We start from the raw sequence: 15,714 nt of genomic DNA, 5'->3' as shown, positions 1-15,714 counted from the left end.
GTCAGCCCCGCCGCGGTGGCTCAGGCCTGCCGGGCCGAAGGGGTGGACCGGATCGCGGTGGTGTCGGACAATATCGGCAAATTCCGGCGCAGCGACTTCCCCGCGCATACCAGCTTTCACGACCGGGCGGATCTGATGCCCGTGCAGCGGGAATTGCGGCAGGTGAAGGGCGTCTCAGTTCTTCTATATGAACAGACCTGCGCGACCGAAAAGCGCCGCCGTCGCAAGCGGGGCAAGGCTGAGGACCCCAAGCGCTTTGCCTATATCAACCCGCTTGTCTGTGAGGGCTGTGGCGATTGTTCAGTTGAATCGAATTGCCTGTCGATCGAGCCGCGTGAGACCGTCTTCGGCCGCAAGCGCCAAGTGAACCTGTCCAGCTGCAACAAGGATTTTTCCTGTTTGAACGGGTTCTGCCCCAGCTTTGTAACGGTGGAAGGCGGTGCGCGGCGCAAACCCGCGCCGGTGGCGCTGGACCTTGAGGCGTTGAAAGCCGGGCTGCCGGTGCCGGACGCGCCCGACCTGTCCCGCCCCTTCGATCTGCTGGTCGCGGGCGTTGGCGGCACCGGCGTCGTGACCGTTGGGGCGCTGATCACCATGGCCGCCCATCTGGAAGGCAAGGGGGCCAGCGTGCTGGACTTCACCGGCTTCGCGCAGAAATTCGGCACGGTTCTGGGCTATGTGCGGATTGGGGAAAGCCCCGAATCCATAAACCAGATGCGCATTGAACGCGGATCGGCGGATGCGGTCATCGGCTGCGACGCGGTTGTGTGTTCGTCTCCCAAGGCATCCGTGCATTACCGGCAGGGCACGCGCGTGGTGCTGAACCTGGCCGAGATGCCAACCGGTGATCTGGTGCTGCACCGGGACGCGCAATTGAAGATAGCCGAACGCGAGGCGCTGATCCGGGCCACCGTGGGCGAGGAGGTGATGGCCTTCGACGCCAATCGGGCGGCGGAAAACCTGATGGGGGACAGTGTCTTCGCTAATATCATGCTGCTTGGCGCGGCCTATCAGCAAGGGCTGGTGCCGGTCAGCGAAGTTGCTTTGAAACAGGCCATCCTGCTCAACGGCGTGGCGGTCGACAGGAACGCAATGGCCTTCGATCTGGGTCGGGTGATGGCGGCGCGGCCTGAGGTGCTGGAACCGTATCTGGGTGGCACGACGCCGAAGGCCGAGACACTGGACGAGATGATTGCCACCCGCGCCGACTTTCTTACCGCCTATCAGAACGAAGCCTATGCCCGCCGCTTCACCGACCGGATCGCCGCCTTTCGCAAGGCTGTGCCGGAGGCCGGGGAGGAGGTCGTGGCAGCGGCTGCGAGATCGCTGTTCAAGCTGATGGCGATCAAGGATGAATACGAGGTCGCCCGGCTCTTTACCCAGACCGGTTTCGATCAGGAACTGGCCGAGCAGTTCGAGGGCGATTTCCGCGTTGTCCATCACCTTGCTCCGCCACTCCTGTCGTTTCGCCGGGATGATCGGGGGCGCCCCGTCAAGCGCGGGTTCGGTCCCTGGGTGCGGCCGGTGTTCAAAACTCTGGCCAAGCTGCGAGGGGTGCGCGGCACCTGGGCCGATCCCTTCCGCTTCAGTGCGGATCGGCGCCTGGACAGGGATTTGCTTACGTGGTTCGAACGCGTCCTGACGCATGTGGAAAGCCACCATGACCCCGAGACGGCGCTTGATCTGCTGTCCGCCCCGATGGAGATCCGCGGCTATGGCCCGGTGCGAGAGGACGCGGCCATAAAGGTGCGCGCCGGGATGCCCGAGGGCCTGCGCTGACTTGACTTCGCCGGCCTGCCTGACGCTCATGGGGGGCAGGAGAAGGGGCACGGAATGCAGGCGGATTATGCGATCATCGGCGGCGGGGTCGTCGGGTTGTCCGTGGCCTGGGGGTTGCAACGGCGCGGCTTGCGGGTGGTCGTACTGGACGGCAGCGACGGGGATTTCCGCGCCAGCCGGGGCAATTTCGGGCTGATCTGGGTGCAGGGCAAGGGCATGCATGCGCCGCGCTATGCGGAGTGGACGAGAAGCTCCGCGGCGCTGTGGGCCGCCTTCGCGGCAGAGTTGGGCGAGGGCACGGGGCGCGATCTCTGGCTCAGGCAGGATGGCGGCTACGAGGTATTCTTCGATGAAGCCGAAATGGCCCGGACCGCTGCCGCCTATGAGGGCCTGAAAGCGCGGCTTGGGGGCGACTACCCCTATGAGATTCTGAGGGGCAATGCGCTGCGCCGTGAAGAACCGGCGATCGGTCCCAAGGCCGTTGGCGCGATCCTGCATGGCGAGGATGGCCATACCAGCCCGCTGCTGCTGCTGCGCGCGCTGGCAGATGATTTCCGTCGCCTCGGCGGGCGGGTGCTGACCGGAAAGCAGGTGGTGGCGGTGGACCGGCCCGATGGGTTCCGCATGACCTGTGCGGATGGCGAAACGGTGGAGGCGGGCAAGGTCGTGCTGGCAGCGGGGCTTGGGGCCGCAACGCTTGGGCCGATGCTGGGGTTTCTGGCCCCCGTCCGGCCACAGCGGGGGCAGATCCTGATCACCGAGAAACTGCCGAAACTGCTCAACCGTCCCACGGTCGATCTGCGCCAGGTGGAGGAGGGCGGGATTCAGATCGGGGCCACGAACGAGGAGGTGGGCTTCGATGACCGCTCCTCTCAAGGGGCGATGGCGCGGCTGGCGGCGCGGGCGGTCGAGACGGTCCCGGCGCTGGCAAAGGCCCAGATTGTGCGGTCCTGGGCGGCACTTCGGGTCATGACGCCGGACGGGCTACCGATCTATCAGGAAAGTGCCGCAATGCCGGGCGCCTTTCTGGTCACCTGCCACAGCGGCATTACGCTCGCAGCGGCCCATGCGCTGCGCCTGCCGGACTGGTTGGAGGGCAAGAGTGGCGCGCCGGACCTTGCCGCGTTCTCCGAGGATCGCTTTTCACGCTAGCCCCGCTTGTCGCGCGTCTGGGGCATGGCTATGCAGGCAGAACGCGTCGGCCCGCCATGGTGGCGGTGCCAACACCCAACACCCATCATCAAGGACATTCCCCATGATCGAACGTTTCGAAACCGGCACCCGCATGAGCCAGTTCGTCAAGCATAACGGCACCGTCTATCTGGCCGGTCAGGTTGGCGAAGGTGCCACGGTGGCCGATCAGACCCGCGATTGCCTGGCTCAGGTGGAGCGGCTGCTGGCCGAGGCGGGGTCCGGCACCGACAAGATGCTGCAAGCCATCATCTGGCTGGCGGATATGGCCGATTTCGCCGAGATGAACGAGGTCTGGGACGCTTGGGTTCCCGCGGGTCACGCCCCGGTGCGCGCCTGTGGCGAGGCCAAGCTTGCGGCGCCGAAATACCTGGTGGAAGTCATCGTTGTCGCGGCCTGCTGAAGCGCTGCGCGACCTCCTGCCCTGATCGGGCTGGTACGCTCGACGGTCAAGAGCGCTCGGCCCTATACCGTCGGGCGAAAAGGCGCTTCGAAGCGCCTTGTGACGGGCCTTCGAAGGCCCGTTTCCACCGCCCTGCGGCCGATCGCATTCAAGACCTCAATAATCGCGCTCGAAGAACACGCCGATGCTGCTGTCGCCATCGGTTGCAAAGGCGCCGCGTGCCGTGATGTTCGGGGTGAGATCGAGGTTCAGGGAAACCTCGGCCTCGCCATTCGCGCCGATCTCTGCGTCGGTATAGAGATTGTCCGAGATATAGCGCCCGACGCGCAGGCTGGCATTGCCCTCGGAATCGGTCGACAGGTCCAGATCGTCCACGCCCAGGCTGTCACGCAGACCCCCGATGATCCCCTGTCCGCCCGCCACCCCGGACACCGCATCGACCAGTTGCAGCGCCTGTACCGGCGACAGGCTGGTCGCGCTGCGGCCAAAGAAGAGCCGGGCAAGGATTTCGTCCTGCGGCAGATCGGGGACGGAGCTGATGGTCAGTTCGGGGGCCGAGGCCGGACCCTCGATGGTGATCAGTGCCGTGATTTCACCGGTCTGGGTGCCTGCGACCACACGCAGGTAGGGGTCGAAACCGCCCTGGAGGCTGGCCGTCGCCTCGGAGATATCGAAGCGCTGGCCAAGGAAGGACAGTCGCCCGCGGATCAGCTCGAACTGGCCCGATGGCGCGACGGCGGCGCTGGTGCCGCCAAGGCGGATGCTGCCGCCAAGTTCGGCGTCCAGACCGGACCCGCGCAGGAAGATCCGTGCGGGGGCGTTGATGGTCAGGTCCAGCGACACCGGCGCGCTGCTGCCACCATTGCCCGATGCGATCAGCCCGGCCCGGTCGCGGGTGGCATATTGCGCGCCGGACGCGCCGATATGGGCGATCTCGGGGATCGGTTCGGAGGCGCCGAAGCTGAGATCGTCCAGCAGAACATTGGTCTCACCCAGGGTGATCTGGCCAGAAACATGGGGGCCCGCGGCCAAGGTGCCATCGACGGTGATCGTGGCGGTGTCGATCGTGGTCTGGAACAGGTCTTCTTCGGTCACCTGAACGGCGGACAGTGTCATCTCGACCCGTCCGGGAAGGCCGGGGGCCGTCAGGTCCAGCGCCCCGTCGAATGCCATCCGTCCACCCGGCTGAATGCCGCTGCTGCCCGACAGGTTCAACCGGCTGCCTGCGATGCTTGCTGTCAGGTCCAGCCCCTCCAGCACCATGCCGAGAGAGGGCAGGGACACCCGCGCGCGGCCGGTGGACAGGGTGCCAGCAAGAGAGGAGAGCGCCGGGGGTCCGTTGACCGTCAGGTCGAACCGCGCGGTGCCGCGCACGGAACGCGGGGTGATGAACGGATCGGCCAGCGCCAGCGGCAGGCTGCCCGACAGGGCAAGGTCCACCGCGCCACCGGGCAGGCCAATCCGGCCGGTCACGTCACTTGCCAGCCCGCCTTGCCCGCTGGCCTCGCCAGACAGGGTCCAGGGCATCGTGTCATTGGCGCGCGTCAGGGTCAGGCTGGCGTCCACGGGGCCGGATATGGCCGAGGTCAGCAGCCCCGCATTGGCCAGCCGTGCGGTTGCCGCAAGCGTGCTGGTGCCCGAGGACAGCCGACCCTCTGCACTGGCGGACAGGGCCGATCCGGTCAGCTCGAACCGGTCCAGATGCAGCCCCTCACCATCGCGGCGCAGGGCGGTTTCGATCCGGGTTGCCCCAGCGATCAGGGCAGGCGGTATCGCGTCGCCTGCGCGCAAATCCTGTGCGGTCAGATCGGCGGTTGCGTCGAATGCACCGGATAACAGGTCTGCCTCTGCCAGCAGCGTCATCTGCGCGGATCCTTCCAGATCCTGCCCTGCAAGCCCCGCGAAGGCAGACAGATCGGGCAGGGCCGCGCGCAGGTCCAACTCGGCCAGAAGGGCGTTGTCCCCGGTGCGGAACCGGGCCGCCCCGAGCAGCGTGGCTGTGTCGCCGGTCATGGCGATCCGGGTCAGGTCCAGCGGCTCCCCTCTCTGCCAGTCGGCGCGCAGGGACAGGCGCGCGGCGCGGCCCATGGCGGCTTGCAGGTCGGGGTCGGAATGGGACAGCCCCTCCAACGCGGCCAGCAGATCGGCGGTGACGGCAAAGTCCCCCGCATCTGGCGGGGTGATGCTGCCAGACAGGGTCAGTTCGGCGCGGTCAACGCCGATGTCACCGGCCCGCAGGTCGGAAATCGCGGCCTCGCCGGTCCAGCCGTTGCCATTCGCGCGGTCATAGCCGAGCGTCAGGTTTGCCTCGGTCAGGGTGACGGGCGGACCGGCGATCGGCAGGCGCACGGGGCTGCCGCTGGCATCCGAGATGAGACCCGCCACCCGAAATCGCAGGGGCGTGTTGTCGGCGGCGAGTGCGGCAGAGCCTTCCAGCGACAGCGAATGACTGGTCAGGGCAAAGCTTTCCAGCACGGTGCCGCCCGCAGCGGGCCGGGTCAGAACCGCCTCCAGCCCTGTGCGCGATCCGAAGAAGGCCTGATATTCGGGCAGCACCAGATGCACCAGATCACCGGTCAGCGCGGCGGTGATCTGCGCGGTTCCGTCCTCTGACCGGGCGGATACCAGCGTTCCGCTGACCCGTGGTTCACCGTCGGTGGCCAGGGTCAGGTCAATCGCCAGATCGTCCAGCGGCCCCGTCCCGGCAATGTCCATCGCGACCGAGGGGGCGTCGGGGATGCCCAGAAGCGTGACCGCGATGCCTCCGGGGTCTTCCACCAGCTCCAGCGACAGGTCCAGTTGCCGGGTCTGGTTCTGAAAGCCCGCCCGAAGGGCAAAGCGCCCCTCTGGTCCGTCCAGCCGGGCAAGTGTCAGCTCCGCCGCGCCGGTGCCTTCGGCAAGGCTGGCCGAGCCTGCAAGGGTCGCGGTGACGGGGAACCCAAGAAGCGATGCGCCAAGCTCGATCCTGTCAATGGCCAGCGCCCCGAGGGCAATGGACACCGGCAGGTCCGGCAGTTCGAATGGCGTTGCTTCCGGTGCGGCGGGGTCGGGCTCGCCCGTGGGCAGACGGTCCAGCACGATGCGCGCGGCGGCAAGGCGGTCCACTTCCAACGCGCCCCGCAGCAGGGCCGACCGGGTCCAGGTCAGCTCTGCGTCCTCGATCGTCAGCCAGACGCCGTCCGCATCCGAGATTGTCAGCAGATCCAGCGTTGCCGTGGAACTGAGCGCGCCCTGAAAGCCTTCGATCCGCACCTGACGGGCATTGCCATCGGACAGCGCGCCCTCGATCAGCTGCACAAGACGCCCGCGGTCATCCTCTTGCGCGTGAAGCGGCAGGGCGATCAGCAGCGCCAGCGATATGATCAGCGCCCGGATCAAAACGCCTGTCCGATGCCGATGTAGAAATACAGGTCTTCGCCCACACCATCGCCGCTCACGGGCGTCGCCAGATCCAGCCGGATCGGCCCCACCGGGGTGTCATAGCGCACGCCGATCCCGGCGCCGGAATGCCAACTGCCGCCCGCGTCCCAGTACGGGCCGGAGGAGACATAGCCGGTATCCGCGAACAGCACCGCGCCGAAATTGCCGAAAAGATCCTGCCTGAATTCCAGCGATGAGCCGAAGAAACTGCGCCCGCCGGTCAGCACGCCGCCCTGCATCGCGCCGAGCGACTGGTAACCTTGGCCGCGCACGGTATCGGCCCCGCCGGAAAAGAACAGCCAGTCGGGGGGAAGGGTGTTGATCGCACCGCCATCCAGTGTGCCCAGTTGCAGACGCGCGGCCAGACGGGTGCCGCCGGTCTGCCCGAACGCCCAATAGGCGCGCGCATCGGCCGCGAACCGCGCGCCGCCCGACCCTTCGGCCATGGCAAAGGGGGTCAGGGTTGCGTCGACATACCAGCCGCTGCGCGCGTCGAAAGCGTTGTCGCGGCTGTCCCATGTCAGGCCGACAGGCAGCGACAGCATGGTCACATCGCGGGCCGAAAACGCGTCAGTGATCTGCCCATAGCTGAGTTCCGCGAAAATCGACCCGCTGAGGGTATCGGAAAACCGGTGTTCCAGCCCGGCCTCCAGGTCGATTCTATCGAGGGTGAAAGTCACCTCGTCGAGATGCTCCAGCATCACGCCGAAGCTGAGCCTTGTGTCGGGGGTCAGCACTGCGGGAATGGAATAGACAGCGGAGGCAAGCGCGTCGAAGCCGCCGTTTTCGCCGCCAAGCCCGCTGATTTCTCCATCCAGCCGCAGCCGTTCGGCCCCGCCAAAAAGGTTGCGATGCAGCCAATAGGTGGAGAGCGTCACGCCCTCGGTCGAGGACAGTTCCGCGCCGAAGCCGAGCCTGCGCAGGGGGGCCTCGACCAGATCGGCCTCAATCGGCAGGCTGTTGTCGGGGGCGAGCGTCCCTTCGGTCAGCGCAACGGATGTAAAGGCACCGGTATCGCGCAACCGCCCGGCCACGCGGTCCAGCGTTTCGGGGTCGAACCGGGCGCCGGTCGGAAGGCCCGCGATGCGCGCGATGGCCTCGGGCCGCATCCGGTCTTGGCCTTGCGGGAAAAGCTGGCCGAAACTGGCAACGGGGCCGGGATCGAGGCTGATCTGTGCGTCCAGTTCCGCATGTGCGTGGCGCGCGGTGATCTGCTGGCTTGCGATGGCGGCGGTCGCATGCCCCTCGGCGCGCCAGCCGGTAATGCCTGCCTCGGCGGCTTGCCGCAGAACGCGGGTGCCTGCGGTTGCGCCGGGGGCGAACCCATCGGGCAGGTCTGTGCCGGGGGCCAGCGGCCCGATTTCGGCCCGGCCAAGGCGGAAGGGTGTGCCGGGGGTGACTGTGATCACCACGTCCTGAATGGGGGCAGGCGCGCGGAACGGCGAGATATCGGCTGCCTCGCGCCGGTCGAGACGGATGAAGATCTCGGGGCCGAAATAACCGCGCTCGTAAAGCGCCGCCAGCAGGCGGGAATAGTCGGATCGGGCGTTTGCAATCACATCCTGCGCGGGCAGCGCGGCAGGGTCTTCGATGGCCATCAGGCGGGAGGCGGCGGTCAGGTCCTCCTGCAATCCGCTGTCCGCGCCGATCACCTGAAGCGAAACATCCGCGCGGGCCGGACCGGTGGCGGTCAGGGCGGCAGCGGAGAGCAGGAGAATCGGCAGGCAGCGCATGACTGTTAACTTATAGGGCCGCCCGGCAAAGCTGAATGGAAACAACGCCGGTCTTGCGCCTGACGGGCAACATTTCGCCCGTGCCCATGAAAAAGGCCGCGCATCGCTTGATAACGACGCGCGGCCCATTCGTGTCAGCCGGTCAGATCAGGCCAGATCGTAGCGATCCGCGGTCATGACCTTGGTCCAGGCAGCAACGAAGTCGTTCACGAACTTCTCCTTGTTGTCGTCCTGTGCATAGACCTCTGCATAGGCACGCAGGATCGAGTTCGAGCCGAAGACAAGGTCCACACGGGTGGCGGTGAACCTGGTGTCGCCCGAGGCGCGGTCCTGGATGTCATAGGTGCCATTGCCCGACGGAACCCATTTGAAGCCCATATCGGTCAGGTTGACGAAGAAATCCGTGCTGAGTGCGCCGACATTGTCGGTGAAGACACCGTGGGCGGACCCGCCATGGTTGGTGCCCATGACCCGCATGCCACCGATCAGCGCCGTCATCTCATGGGCGCTGAGCCCCATCAGCTGCGCGCGGTCGAGCAGTAGCTCTTCCGGCGTCACGGCGTAGTCCTTCTTCACCCAGTTGCGGAAGCCATCGGCCAGCGGTTCCAGTACGTCGAAGGACGCGGCATCGGTCATTTCGTCCGTCGCATCGCCCCGACCCGGTGCGAAGGGCACCGAGACGTCAACGCCTGCGGCCTTGGCGGCCTGTTCCACGCCGACATTGCCGGCCAGAACGATCACATCCGCAACGCTTGCGCCATGCTTGGCGGCAATCGGTTCCAGCGCGGCCAGAACGCTTGCCAGACGGGCAGGCTCGTTGCCTTCCCAATACTTCTGCGGGGCGAGGCGGATGCGGGCACCGTTCGCACCGCCGCGATAGTCTGACTGGCGGAAGGTGCGGGCGCTGTCCCATGCGGTGGCGACCATGTCGGCCACGGAAAGCCCTGCTGCCGCGATGTCGGCCTTCACGGCATCCACGTCGTAACCGGTGTTGCCAGCGGGAACCGGGTCTTGCCAGATCAGTTCTTCCGCCGGGGCGTCGGGGCCGACATAGCGGGTGTTGGGGCCAAGATCCCGGTGGGTCAGCTTGAACCATGCCCGCGCAAAGCAATCGTCGAAATAGGCGGGGTCCGCCATGAATTTCTGGCAGATTGCGTTGTAGGCCGGGTCGACCTTCATCGCCATATCCGCGTCGGTCATGACCAGCATACCCTTGTTCGATGGGTCGGTCGGATCGGCGGGCAGATGCTCTTCCTTGACGTTGACCGGCTTCCACTGGTTGGCCCCGGCGGGCGATTTGGTCAGTTCCCAATCATAGCCGAACAGCAGTTCCAGATAGCCCATGTCCCACTTGGTGGGGTGGGTCGTCCATGCGCCTTCTACGCCCGAGGTCACCGCATTGGTGGCCTTGCCGCCCATGTTGGGGTTGATCCAGCCAAAGCCCTGGTTCTCGATCGGCGCGCCTTCGGGTTCGGCCCCCAGAGCGCCTGCATCGCCGTTGCCATGGGCCTTGCCGACGGTGTGGCCACCAACGGTCAGCGCCGCGGTTTCCTCGTCATTCATGGCCATCCGAGCGAAGGTTTCGCGCACCTGCGCGGCGGTCTTCATCGGGTCGGGCTGGCCGTTCACGCCTTCGGGGTTCACATAGATCAGGCCCATGTGCACGGCAGCCAGCGGGTTTTCCAGCGTCGAGGGGTCGTCGAGGTTTTCGTAGCGGTTCTCGCTCGGTGCCAGCCATTCCTTTTCCGCGCCCCAGTAGACGTCCTTCTCCGGGTGCCAGATGTCTTCGCGCCCATAGGCAAAACCAAAGGTTTTCAGGCCCATGTCTTCATAGGCCATGGTGCCTGCCAGCAGGATAAGGTCGGCCCAGGAGATCTTGTTGCCATATTTCTTCTTGACCGGCCACAGCAGGCGGCGGGCCTTGTCGAGGTTGCCGTTATCGGGCCAGCTGTTCAGGGGCGCGAAACGGATATTGCCGCAACCGCCGCCACCGCGCCCGTCGGCCAGTCGGTAGGAGCCAGCGGAGTGCCACGCCAGACGGATCATCAGGCCGCCATAATGGCCCCAGTCCGCCGGCCACCAGTCCTGGCTGTCGTGCAGCAGCGCTTTCACATCGGCTTTGACGGCGTCGAAATCCAGCTCCTTGACGGCGTCGCGATAGCTGAAGTCAGCCCCCATCGGGTTGGTCTTGCTGTCATGCTGGTGCAGAATGTCGAGGTTCAGCGTGCTTGGCCACCAATCGGTGACACCGGTTTCCACCTTGGTATTGGCACCGTGCATTACCGGGCATTTGCCCATGTCATTTCCGTCCATCTTTTCCTCCGATTCTGGAATCGCTCGTGTGTTCCGGGGCTGCGCGCCGTCCTGGAAAACGCCTGTAAAACAAGGCAGCCAGAGCTTTCCGGCGTCCTTGAGGGCAGGGCGTCCTCCTCCCGATGCGCATATTCTGGAATGGTTCTAACAAATGCAATCCATTTGTTTAAGTTGCATTTTCTGATTGTTGCAATAACCTTAAACTATGGATAACTTCACTCTCCGGCAACTTCGCTATTTCGAGGCGCTTGCGCAGCACGGTCATTTCGGGCGCGCGGCAGAGGCTTGCGCCATCTCTCAACCCGCCTTGTCCGTGCAGATAAGGGAACTGGAAGAAACGCTTGGCGCGGCGCTGTTCGAGCGCAACGCAAGGCAGGTGCGGCTCACTGGCTTTGGCGAGGATGTTGCGGCGAAGGTGCGGGACATCCTGCGCGGGGCGGACGAACTGGCGGATTTTGCTCGCCTGTCGCACGACCGGTTGACGGGGCGGCTGCGTATCGGGGTCATTCCGACCATAGCACCCTATCTGTTGCCCACCATCATCGGCGACCTGACGCGCCGTTACCCCGGTCTCGACATGCGCCTGCGCGAAACGCTGACCCCGCGCCTGATACAGGAACTTGCCGAGGGGCGGCTTGATACCGCCATCGTGGCGCTGCCTGTGTCCGAACCCTCCTTCACCGAGGTGCCGCTGTTTTCAGAAGATTTCGTTCTGGTCCGCCCAAGCGCCGATGCGGACAAGCCAGTTCCCAATGCGGAAACGCTGCGCGAGATGCGGCTTCTGCTGTTGGAAGAAGGACACTGTTTTCGCGATCAGGCGCTGTCCTTTTGCAACATGAACTCCTCGCTGCCGCGTGAATTGCTCGATGGCAGTTCCCTGTCCACGCTGGTGCAGATGGTGGGGGCAGGGATCGGCGTGACGCTGATCCCGGAAATGGCGGTGCCGGTGGAAACCCGTTCGGCATCGGTGTCGCTGGCCCGGTTCGACGCGCCGCGCCCGTCGCGGCGGATCGGCATGATCTGGCGCAACACAACGCCGCTGGCCGATCAGTTGCAGGAGGTGGCGGAGGTGGTGCGCCAATCGGCGGAAACCCTGGCCGGACAAACCGCTGGCGCAACAGCGCGCACCTAGACCCTGCCGGAGGAGCATTGCCGTGGGCCAGTGCTTCGTGCAAAACTCCGCCAACAGACAGCATTTCTTTCGGAGACCTTAACGTGAAGATTTCAAAGTTCATTCCGGTCGCGCCCGCCTTGCTCTTCCTGACCGCCTGTGCCGAGCCGGTGCCGGAAGACGATGGCCTGCCGGGACTGCCGGTTGAGGTGACGGAGGAACTGATCGCGATGGTGGAGCCGACGCAGAGCCTGTCTTCCGTCCGCATCCTGCCCGAGGATGGCTGCTACTGGTATCGCTATTCCGGCCCCGTTGAGACGACCTACCTGCCGCTGCGCACCACGGAAGGGCGCCGCATTTGCAGCGAGCAGGCGGCAGAGATCGCCGCCGCCGCAGAAGCCGAACGGCTGGCAGCAGAGGCCGCCGCCGCGGATGCAGAGGCGGCGGGTCTGGGAACCTGATGTCGGACAGGCTCAGCTTTCGGCGGTGACCCAGTCATCGGCGGGGTAGAGCGTCGCGGTCACGCCCACATCGACATTGTCGTAAAGCCCGATGATATGGGCCATCACCATGCGCACGCAGCCGGAACTGGCGCGACGGCCGATGGACCAGGGCTGCGGTGTGCCGTGAATGCGCAGATAGGTGTCGCGCTGCCCGACATAGAGATAAAGCGCCCGCGCGCCGAGCGGGTTTTCCGGCCCGCCGGGCATGCCATCGGCATATTGCTCATACACGCCCGGTTCCCGCGCGATCATGTTCGCGGTCGGCGTCCAAGACGGCCAGCGCGCCTTGCGGCCAACCGTGTAGGTGCCGGGCTCATAAAGATCGTTGCGGCCAATGGCGACGCCATACCGCATCGCGGTACCGTCATCCTGAATGTGGTAGAGATAGCGCGCCACAGCATCCACATGGATATCGCCCGGCGTCAGACCGGCATTCGCCTCGACCCGCGTGGGCAGAAATCGCGGTTCGATCCCCCAGGGGTTGCTGACTGCAGGATCGTAATTGGCGGGTGTGACCAGCGCATCCCATCCATCCCAATTGGCCGGCGTTGCCAGGGCCGGTCCGGCAATGGGGGCCGAAAACAGGGCGGCAGTCGTCATGATGAAATGGCGCCTGCTGAGCATGTCGCGTCTCCGATTCGAAATAGTCTGGGTCTCAGCCCGTTAATTTGGGTGTCATCGGTCCAATAGGCAAGCATTGCAAGAGCGTCGCAGCCTCACATCTGCGTGTGGCATGTCTTCGCCGATGTGCGGCTCAGGCTCAGCCGCGGACGCGCAGGTTTTGCGGATCATAGGGGCAGGGGGTGATGACCTCTGCCGCGATACGGTCGCCGATCAGGTCAAGATGCAGCTTTGTGCCGGGCGCGGCCAGTGCTGGCTCCACGAAAGCATAGGCGAGATTCATCCCGACCCGGTGGCCCCAATCGCCCGAGGTGACAGTGCCTGCCACCCGGTCACCCACCATGACCGAGGAACCGGGTGTTGCCGGGCGGTCGGTGGCATCAATCCGCACGGTGACCAGCCTGCGGCCCGGCCCCTTCGCAATGCGCGCCTCCAGCGCCGATTTTCCAATGAACTCGGTCTTATCCAACTTCACAAATCGCTCCAGCCCGGTTTCGAACGGGTCGAATTCGGTCAGCAGATCGGCCTTCCAATGCAGGTATCCCTTTTCCATCCGCATGGACTCAATGGCCCGCGCACCAAAGAGGTGCAGCCCATGCGCCTTGCCCGCCGCTCGCAGCGCCAGATAGGCCGCGTAGAGTTGGGTGTTGGGCACATGGATTTCATAGGCCAGTTCGCCTGAGAAGCTGACCGACATGACCGTGGCGGGGGCGATGCCGACAAAGCATTCCCGTACCGAAAGCCACGGGAAGGCATCCGCCGACCAGTCGCCTCGGGACTCGGCGGACAGCACGTCGCGCGCCTTGGGGCCTGCAAGGACCAGGATCGTCATGTCATTGGTGAGTGAGCGGATCTGCACGTCCTCGCCAGGTCGCAGATGGTGCGTCAGCCAGTCCATATCATGTTGTTCCGCCGCCGCCGCAGACCCGTACCAGATGCGATCCGGACCACGATAGGAAGCGGGCAGATTGGCGATGGTGGCCTCTGACTTGATCATGCCGTGATGGTTCAGCAGATAGCCAAGCCCCACCTTGCCGGGCTTGCGCGTCACCCGCCCGCAGATCATCCGGTCGAGGAAATCATGGGCATCGGCACCCGTGATCTCGTAGCGGTTGAAGCCGTTCACCTCCGCCAGCCCCACGCCCTCGCTGACCGCCTTCACGTCGCTGGCGACGATGTCGAAGGCCTCGTTGAAGCGATAGCCGAGCGTTTCGTGGAAATCGGGGGCGGGTTTCAGGAACTCCATCCGTTCCCAGCCATTCACCACGGTGAACTCCGCGCCTTCCGCTGCCAGAACCGGCGTCAGCGGCGTGGTCTTGGCGGGGCGGCCTGCCGGGCGGTGTTCATGGGGGAAATGGAAGCGGAATTCGTTCTGGTAATCCTCGATCGCTTTCAGCGCGCAAAGCTCCACATTGCCGTGCCCGGTGAAACGGCGCGGGTCCAGCACCCAAGTGTCATAGCAGGCCTCGCCATGGACGATCTGCTGCGCCAGCAGCCAGCCATGACCGCCGCCTTCCCCAAGACCGGCCCGCAAGCCTATGATGCAAAACGCGTTTCTCTTTCCGGGGATGGGCCCGACCAGCGGTGCGCCATCAATGGTATAGGTGATCGGGCCATTGACCACGGTCTTGATCCCCACCTCCATCAGCGCGGGCATCCGCTCGAACGCGCCTTCCAGAACGTCGGTGATGCGGTCCAGATCGTCGGGGCAGAGGTCCATGGTGAAATTGGGGTCGATCCCGTCCATGCCCCAGGTTTTACAGTCCTGCTCATAGAACCCGATCAGCAGACCGGTCTTTTCCTGCCGACAGTAATAGTCGCTGATCGGACAGCGCAGCAGGGGCATCCGGTGGCCCGCCTGAACGATGCCGGGGATTTCCTCGGTGATGAAATACTGATGCTCCATCGACATGACGGGGTGATGCACCCCCATCATCGCGCCCACCTCGTTCACCCGGTAGCCGCAGGCGTTGATCACAACATCGGTGTGAATCTCGCCTTTGGGCGTTTCCACGATCCAGGTGTCATCCTGTAGCTGCCGCAGACCAGTGACCGGGGTAAAGCGATGCACCTCGGCCCCGGCGTTGCGCGCGCGCCGGGCCAGCGCCTGACACAGTTGCGCCGGGTCGATGTCGCCATCCAGAGGATCCCAAAGCCCGCCAATCAAATTTTCAGTCGAAATCAGCGGGTGCCGCCGGGCGCATTCCTCTGCGTCGATCACCTCGAAATGCACACCCATCCCCCGCGCCATTGAGGCGAAATGGCGGTAGCCGTCCATCTGCGCCTCGGTGTTGGCCAGCCTTATGCCGCCGTCGCCGTGGTGGTAGTTGATCGGATAGTCAGGGTCTTCGGCCAGTTCCTTGTAAAGCGCGATGGAATGGCTCTTCAGCCCCACCATCGTCTGGTTCATCCCGAAATTCGTGACCTGCGCCGCCGAATGCCAGGTGGTGCCAGAGGTCAGCTCGTCCCGTTCCAGCAGCATGACGTCGGTCCAGCCCTCTTGAGTCAGGTGGTAGAGCGTGGAGCATCCGGCGATGCCACCGCCGATCACGACGGCCTTGGTGCGGGTTTTCATGGGGCTGTGTCCTTTGGCTTTTGCGGAACTGTCAGTGCAGATGCGCCATGCGGCAAGGGCCGTGT

10 protein-coding genes are annotated in these 15,714 nt (G+C 65.0%); 5 read left to right on the top strand and 5 right to left on the bottom strand.

Annotation, left to right across the window (positions count from 1 at the left end; genetic code table 11):
* The 3 genes from BKY26_RS09130 to BKY26_RS09120 all read left to right on the top strand — a co-directional run.
* Window positions 1-1,779, top strand: a 1,779-nt coding sequence (locus BKY26_RS09130; RefSeq protein ID WP_193600179.1) for a DUF6537 domain-containing protein, incomplete at its 5' end; no start/stop codon positions are given.
* A gap of 54 nt (window positions 1,780-1,833) precedes the next feature.
* Window positions 1,834-2,931, top strand: coding sequence for an NAD(P)/FAD-dependent oxidoreductase (locus tag BKY26_RS09125; protein ID WP_071690091.1), 1,098 nt, complete (start codon window positions 1,834-1,836; stop codon window positions 2,929-2,931).
* A 103-nt stretch (window positions 2,932-3,034) separates the two neighbouring features.
* The gene (locus BKY26_RS09120; protein WP_071690090.1) at window positions 3,035-3,373 is read left to right on the top strand and encodes a RidA family protein; all 339 of its coding nucleotides are present in this window, start codon (window positions 3,035-3,037) and stop codon (window positions 3,371-3,373) included.
* Window positions 3,374-3,529: 156 nt separating this feature from the next.
* On the opposite strand, the gene BKY26_RS09115 is transcribed toward BKY26_RS09120, so the two are convergent.
* From BKY26_RS09115 to katG, 3 genes are all read right to left on the bottom strand, one after another.
* Complete coding sequence (locus tag BKY26_RS09115) at window positions 3,530-6,751, bottom strand: translocation/assembly module TamB domain-containing protein (protein WP_071690089.1); 3,222 nt, start codon at window positions 6,749-6,751, stop codon at window positions 3,530-3,532.
* Window positions 6,748-8,526 carry an autotransporter assembly complex protein TamA gene (locus BKY26_RS09110; RefSeq protein ID WP_071690088.1) on the bottom strand — a complete coding sequence of 593 codons (1,779 nt, stop codon included), beginning with the start codon at window positions 8,524-8,526 and terminating at the stop codon, window positions 6,748-6,750. The genes BKY26_RS09115 and BKY26_RS09110 overlap by 4 nt, the downstream gene beginning before the upstream one ends.
* 147 nt (window positions 8,527-8,673) lie before the next feature.
* Entirely contained in the window at window positions 8,674-10,839 is a 2,166-nt protein-coding gene (gene katG, locus BKY26_RS09105) for a catalase/peroxidase HPI (RefSeq protein ID WP_071690087.1), read from the bottom strand.
* A 205-nt stretch (window positions 10,840-11,044) separates the two neighbouring features.
* Between katG and BKY26_RS09100 the strand changes: the two genes are divergently transcribed.
* Both BKY26_RS09100 and BKY26_RS09095 read left to right on the top strand, forming a co-directional pair.
* Entirely contained in the window at window positions 11,045-11,971 is a 927-nt protein-coding gene (locus tag BKY26_RS09100) for a hydrogen peroxide-inducible genes activator (protein ID WP_071690086.1), read from the top strand.
* 83 nt (window positions 11,972-12,054) lie between these two features.
* Window positions 12,055-12,411 (top strand): hypothetical protein, encoded by a 357-nt coding sequence (locus BKY26_RS09095; RefSeq protein WP_071690085.1) that lies wholly within the window; start codon window positions 12,055-12,057, stop codon window positions 12,409-12,411.
* A gap of 12 nt (window positions 12,412-12,423) precedes the next feature.
* On the opposite strand, the gene BKY26_RS09090 is transcribed toward BKY26_RS09095, so the two are convergent.
* Entirely contained in the window at window positions 12,424-13,077 is a 654-nt protein-coding gene (locus BKY26_RS09090) for a L,D-transpeptidase (RefSeq protein ID WP_071690084.1), read from the bottom strand.
* Between the two features lie 136 nt (window positions 13,078-13,213).
* The gene (locus BKY26_RS09085; protein WP_071690083.1) at window positions 13,214-15,649 is read right to left on the bottom strand and encodes a GcvT family protein; all 2,436 of its coding nucleotides are present in this window, start codon (window positions 15,647-15,649) and stop codon (window positions 13,214-13,216) included.
* Between the last annotated feature and the right edge of the window lie 65 nt (window positions 15,650-15,714).

Origin of the sequence: Nioella sediminis (assembly GCF_001879695.1) — a bacterium.
In the GTDB taxonomy this organism is placed as follows: Bacteria; Pseudomonadota; Alphaproteobacteria; order Rhodobacterales; family Rhodobacteraceae; genus Nioella; species Nioella sediminis.
The sequence above is the reverse complement of the archived record's forward strand: the minus strand, read 5'-3'. Positions and strand labels throughout refer to the sequence as shown.

What these genes read in the sequence shown, in the direction of transcription:
- katG (WP_071690087.1), bottom strand. Translation starts at nt 10,839, where the DNA reads ATGGACGGAAATGACATGGGCAAATGCCCGGTAATGCACGGTGCCAAT.
- BKY26_RS09090 (WP_071690084.1), bottom strand. Translation starts at nt 13,077, where the DNA reads ATGCTCAGCAGGCGCCATTTCATCATGACGACTGCCGCCCTGTTTTCG.
- BKY26_RS09100 (WP_071690086.1), top strand. Translation starts at nt 11,045, where the DNA reads ATGGATAACTTCACTCTCCGGCAACTTCGCTATTTCGAGGCGCTTGCG.
- BKY26_RS09120 (WP_071690090.1), top strand. Translation starts at nt 3,035, where the DNA reads ATGATCGAACGTTTCGAAACCGGCACCCGCATGAGCCAGTTCGTCAAG.
- BKY26_RS09085 (WP_071690083.1), bottom strand. Translation starts at nt 15,649, where the DNA reads ATGAAAACCCGCACCAAGGCCGTCGTGATCGGCGGTGGCATCGCCGGA.
- BKY26_RS09125 (WP_071690091.1), top strand. Translation starts at nt 1,834, where the DNA reads ATGCAGGCGGATTATGCGATCATCGGCGGCGGGGTCGTCGGGTTGTCC.
- BKY26_RS09110 (WP_071690088.1), bottom strand. Translation starts at nt 8,526, where the DNA reads ATGCGCTGCCTGCCGATTCTCCTGCTCTCCGCTGCCGCCCTGACCGCC.